Annotated in this window: 1 protein-coding gene; it reads right to left on the bottom strand. The window is 65.3% G+C overall.

Annotated features, from left to right (window positions below; translation table 11 throughout):
• Positions 1–502 (bottom strand): HWE histidine kinase domain-containing protein (locus HUO12_RS14300; protein WP_332310434.1); only part of this gene is annotated, 502 nt, incomplete at both ends.

The raw sequence follows: 502 nt of genomic DNA, 5'->3' as shown, positions 1-502 counted from the left end.
AGGCGGCGCACGATGTTCGATCCGCTGCCCTTGCCTTCGGGTGGTTCGGTAACCGCGGGGCCGCCGTCTTCGCGCCAGTCGATCGCGAGCTCGCCGTCTTCGGCTTCCCATTCGATCGTCACCTTGCCGTGGTCGGTGCTGAGCGCGCCATATTTGATGGCGTTCGTCGCCAGCTCGTGCAGCGTCAGGCCGAGCATCGATACGATGTTGGTGTCCAGCTTTACCGGCTCACCCCGATAGCTGATATTTTCGCCGCCGCCGTCATAGGGGCCGAGCACCGCGCGCATCATCTGGCCGACGCCGATGCTGCCCGAGCTCGCCTCGTCGAGCGTGGTTTCGTACGCGCGGCCCAGCGCCTGGATCCGCGATGTGATCCAGTCGGCCATCTCCTCCTGCCCCCGGTCGCGCCCGGCCATGTTCACGATGGCCGAAATGACCGAGAACATGTTCTTCACGCGGTGGCTGAGCTCGCGCGCCATCATCTTGGCATGGCGTTCGTCGG

The sequence above is a fragment of the Altererythrobacter lutimaris genome (genome assembly GCF_013371495.1).
Classification (GTDB): domain Bacteria; phylum Pseudomonadota; class Alphaproteobacteria; order Sphingomonadales; family Sphingomonadaceae; genus Erythrobacter; species Erythrobacter lutimaris_A.
Note: the sequence above shows the minus strand (reverse complement) of the source record. Positions and strands in the feature narration are given on the sequence as shown.